Annotated in this window: 2 protein-coding genes and 2 pseudogenes; all 4 read right to left on the reverse strand. The window is 69.7% G+C overall.

Annotation, left to right across the window (positions count from 1 at the left end; genetic code table 11):
* Nucleotides 1–1,051: pseudogene (locus ABZ845_RS31705) on the reverse strand (hypothetical protein); the annotation flags it as partial.
* 30 nt (nucleotides 1,052–1,081) lie between these two features.
* Nucleotides 1,082–2,512: a maltokinase gene (locus ABZ845_RS31710; protein WP_360986933.1), complete on the reverse strand. Its 1,431-nt coding sequence runs from the start codon at nucleotides 2,510–2,512 to the stop codon at nucleotides 1,082–1,084.
* Nucleotides 2,513–2,596: 84 nt separating this feature from the next.
* Nucleotides 2,597–4,297, reverse strand: a complete 1,701-nt coding sequence (treS, locus tag ABZ845_RS31715; protein WP_360986936.1) for a maltose alpha-D-glucosyltransferase — start codon at nucleotides 4,295–4,297, stop codon at nucleotides 2,597–2,599.
* Nucleotides 4,294–4,691: pseudogene (locus tag ABZ845_RS31720) on the reverse strand (alpha-1,4-glucan--maltose-1-phosphate maltosyltransferase); the annotation flags it as partial. The gene treS and the pseudogene ABZ845_RS31720, both read right to left, overlap by 4 nt.

A 4,691-nucleotide genomic window follows, 5' to 3' on the forward strand; every position in this document is an offset into this window, starting at 1 on the left:
CCCCGTCCCCCCACTCGTGGCGGGAGGCCTCCACGATCGAGGACGTGTTCGGCGGGGCCTCGGTGCGGCGGGCCATCGGGTCGGCACGCAGGGTCTTTGAGCCGTCCGGCCGGGTGATCTCGAACTTGTACAGCTCGCCCTCACCGATTCCCGGAACGAACAGTTCCCAGACGCCGGACGAACCGAGCGACCGCATCGGGTGAGCGGTGCCGTTCCAGAAGTTGAAGCTCCCGCACACGCGCACGCCCCGCGCGTTGGGCGCCCATACCGAGAAGCGGGTGCCGGTCACTCCGCGATGGGTCATGGGATGGGCGCCGAGCGCCTTCCACAGCTCCTCATGGCGGCCCTCGCCGATCAGATGCAGATCGAGTTCGCCGAGCGCGGGCAGGAAACCGTAGGCGTCCTCTGTGTCCTGGACCGATCCCTCGTACTCCACGAGCAGCCGGTACGACGACGGGACGTCCCGCAGGGGGAGCAGTGCCGAGAAGAAGCCGTCGCCGTCGTCGCGCAGTTCGGCCCGCAGGGAACCGGTGACGACGGTGACGGACAGCGCGTACGGCCTGAAGGCACGGAGGGCGACTCCGCCGGGCATCTCATGGGCCCCCAGCACCGCGTGCGGGTCGTGGTGGGTGCCGGACAACAGCCGTTCGCGGTGCCCGGCGCCGACGGCGGCCGTGCCGGTGGTGGGGACCGCGGACACCTCGGACACGGCGGCTTCCTCGGCGCCGGCCCGCGCGGCGGGAATCAGCGGCGCGGGTTCGGCCACGGTCTTCTTGGCGGCCGTCTTCGCACCCGCCTTCGAGGAGGCCTTCGCGGTGGTCTTCCTGGCCGCGGCTTTCTTCTCCGGCGCCTTGGACGCGGTCTGCTTCGTCGCGGCCTGCTTTGCCGCCGTCTTCTTCACGGCGGTCTTCTTCACCCCGGCCGCGGCCTTCTTCGCCACCGCCTTCTTCCTCTCGGCCGTCGTCTCCTCGGCGGTCTTCCTCGCACCGGTCTTCTGCTCGCCGGTGCCGTTCTTCCTGGTGCTGTCCTCGGACGGGGGACGGGTGGTCACGGCCGGGGCCTCCTCGGCAGGGGTGGTGGATCAGGGGGTGGCGTCGGCGCCGGCGTCGGTACCGGCATCCGCAGGGGCGGACAGCCGGCGTATCGCCGCCATCGGCACCGGGAGCCAGTCGGGCCGGTGCCGGGCCTCGTAGACGACTTCGTAGACGGCCTTGTCGGTCTCGTACGCGCGCAGCAGCACCGGTTCGGTCCGCGGATCGCGCCCGGACACCTCCGCGTATCCACGGCAGTACGCGGCCCGGCACGCGGTGGCCCACGCCGGGGCCGAGGGCACGGCGGAGTGCGCCGCGTAGTCGAAGGAGCGGAGCATCCCCGCGATGTCCCGCACCACCGGCTGCGGCATACGGCGCTCGGCCAGCGACTTCGAGGGCTCCCCCTCGAAGTCGATCAGCGACCAGGCGCCGTCGGGCGAGCGCAGGCACTGGCCCAGGTGAAGGTCACCGTGGATGCGCTGGGCGGTCCAGGTCTGGCCCTCGGCGGCGAGGCCGGTGAGAGCCCGGAACGCGGACCGCAGCCCCGGCACGTACGGCCGCAGCGCGGGTACGGCCTGCGCCGCCGCGTCCAGACGCTCGGACATGCCCTCGGCCGACAGCCCTATCTGGACATGCCCCAGGGTGACCGTGGGCAGTGCGCGCGCCAGCGCCGTGTGCACCTCGGCGGTCGCCCGCCCGAGGGCCCTCGCCTCGGACGTGAAGTCCTCGCCCTTGGCGAGCATGTGCAGCGCGAGTTCCCAGCCGTCCGTCGCGCCCCGCACGTACGGCTGGAGCACACCGAGGACGTATGAGTCCTCGGGCCCGTCGAGGTCCGCGAGCAGCCAGCCCGCCGGCGCGGGCACCCGGGGGCAGCCCTCGCGGGCCAGCATCAGGGGCAGTTCGAGGTCGGGGTTGGTGCCCGGGACGATCCGCCGCAGAACTTTGAGGATGAACGTATCTCCATAGACGACCGACGAGTTGGACTGCTCGGCGGTCACCAGACGCGGCACGAGCCCCGCCCTTATCGTGTGGTCCGCGTGTCCCTCGAAGCGCAGCCTGCCGACACGGGCCCGGGTGCGGATCGCTTCCAGGAGGACGGCGGTCGCCCGGGGGTCGTGCAGCGCCTCGTACACGGTCCGCCCCGCCAGCGGTCCCTCCTCGGGACGCCCGATGAGCGCGGGCGCCAGCCGTGGCGGCAGCGCCTCGCGAACGCCCAGCAGCAACTGGTAGCAGTCCGCGGGGTGCGCCACGGCGCCCTGGGCCGGCACATCCGGCTGATGAGCCCGGACCAGGAGGTGGAGCAGGCCCAGGGTGCCCTCGCGCGGCAGCAGTTCGGTGGCGGCCACGAGGGTGAAGCCGGTGACCGGCCTGCCCTTTCCCGCGAACCAGCGCTGCCGCGGCAGCCACTCCCGCAGCAGCGGGTCGAGGGAGGCGAGAAGGGCGGACCGGGTCGCGGCGGAACGGGTGACGGCTTCCGGCATCGCGTGCGTCCTTTCCCCGGGGGATGGTCGGGGGTTCCTGTTGGGTGCCCAGGGCGGGGCGGCGGAAACCGCCCCGCCGGGGTTCTACGCGAGGTCCTTGCGGAGGCGGAACCAGTAGAAGCCGTGGCCTGCGAGGGTGAGCAGGTAGGGCAGTTCGCCGATGGCGGGGAAGCGGACCCCGCCGATGAGTTCGACGGGGTGGCGGCCGTTGAAGCGGCGCAGGTCGAGTTCGGTGGGCTGGGCGAACCGGGAGAAGTTGTGCACGCACATCACCAGGTCGTCCCCGTATTCCCGCAGGAAGGCCAGCACGGCGGGGTTGGAGGAGGACAGTTCGGTGTAGGAGCCGAGTCCGAACGCCGGGTTCTGCTTGCGGATCTCGATCATGCGGCGGGTCCAGTGCAGCAGCGAGGACGGCGACGACATCGACGCCTCCACGTTGGTGACCTGGTAGCCGTAGACCGGGTCCATGATCGTGGGCAGGTAGAGACGGCCGGGGTCGCAGGAGGAGAAGCCCGCGTTGCGGTCCGGGGTCCACTGCATCGGGGTGCGTACCGCGTCCCGGTCACCGAGCCAGATGTTGTCGCCCATGCCGATCTCGTCGCCGTAGTAGAGGATCGGCGAGCCGGGCAGGGACAGCAGCAGCGCGGTGAACAGCTCGATCTGGTTGCGGTCGTTGTCCAGCAGGGGGGCCAGACGCCGGCGGATGCCGATGTTGGCGCGCATACGGGGGTCCTTGGCGTACTCCGCCCACATGTAGTCGCGTTCCTCGTCGGTGACCATCTCCAGGGTCAGCTCGTCGTGGTTGCGCAGGAAGATGCCCCACTGGCAGTGGGAGGGGATGGCCGGGGTCTTGGCGAGGATCTCGGAGACCGGGTAACGCGACTCGCGGCGCACCGCCATGAAGATGCGGGGCATGACGGGGAAGTGGAAGGCCATGTGGCACTCGTCGCCGCCGCTGGGGAAGTCGCCGAAGTAGTCGACGACGTCCTCGGGCCACTGGTTGGCCTCGGCCAGCAGCACCGTGTCCGGGTAGTGCGCGTCGATCTCCTTGCGCACCCGTTTGAGGAACTCATGCGTCGCCGGAAGGTTTTCGCAGTTGGTTCCCTCCTCCTGGTAGAGGTAGGGCACGGCATCGAGGCGGAAGCCGTCGATGCCCAGATCCAGCCAGAACCGCAGGGCGGAGATCATCTCTTCCTGGACGGCCGGGTTCTCGTAGTTGAGGTCCGGCTGGTGGGAGAAGAAACGGTGCCAGTAGTACTGCTTGCGGACGGGGTCATAGGTCCAGTTGGAAGCCTCGGTGTCGACGAAGATGATCCGCGCGTCCTGGAACTGCTTGTCGTCGTCCGCCCAGACGTAGTAATCCCCGTACGGGCCCTGGGGGTTGGCGCGGGATTCCTGGAACCACGGATGCTGCTCGCTGGTGTGGTTCATGACGAAGTCGATGATCACCCGCATGCCCCGCTGGTGCGCGGCGTCCACGAACTCCACGAAGTCCGCGAGGTCCCCGAACTCCGGCAGCACCGCCGTGTAGTCGGACACGTCGTAGCCGCCGTCCCGCAGCGGCGACTTGAAGAACGGCGGCAGCCACAGGCAGTCCACGCCCAGCCACTGCAGATAGTCCAGCTTCGCGGTCAGCCCCTTCAGGTCCCCCACGCCATCCCCGTTGCTGTCCTGAAACGACCTGACCAGGACCTCGTAGAAGACCGCGCGCTTGAACCATTCCGGGTCGCGGTCGGCGGCCGGGGTGTCCTCGAAGGTGTCCGGAACGGGCTCGTTGACGATCATCGCGTTGATGACCCTCCGATCTGCAGTGAGGACGGCCGCAGTACGGTCAGCACATGCGCCGGGCGCTCACCCGGCGTCAGTCGTACATAGTTGCTCCGGCCCCAGTCATAGGTGACACCGGTGAGCTCGTCACGCACCGGCACCGGCTCGTGCCAGTCCAGCCCGAGCCGCGGCATGTCCAACGACACCGTCGCCTCCTGGGTGTGGTGCGGATCCAGGTTGGCGACCACCACAACCGTGTTCGAACCCGAACGCTTCGAGTACACGATCACCTGGTCGTTGTCGGCATGATGGAAATACAGATCACGCAGCTGCCGCAGCGCCGGACTGGCCCGCCGGACGGCGTTGAGCCTGGTGATCAGCGGGGTGATGGTGCGGCCCTCACGTTCGGCCG

This window comes from Streptomyces sp. NPDC047022 (genome assembly GCF_040644155.1).
In the GTDB taxonomy this organism is placed as follows: domain Bacteria; phylum Actinomycetota; class Actinomycetes; order Streptomycetales; family Streptomycetaceae; genus Streptomyces.

What these genes read in the sequence shown, in the direction of transcription:
- ABZ845_RS31710 (WP_360986933.1), bottom strand. Translation starts at nt 2,512, where the DNA reads ATGCCGGAAGCCGTCACCCGTTCCGCCGCGACCCGGTCCGCCCTTCTC.
- treS (WP_360986936.1), bottom strand. Translation starts at nt 4,297, where the DNA reads ATGATCGTCAACGAGCCCGTTCCGGACACCTTCGAGGACACCCCGGCC.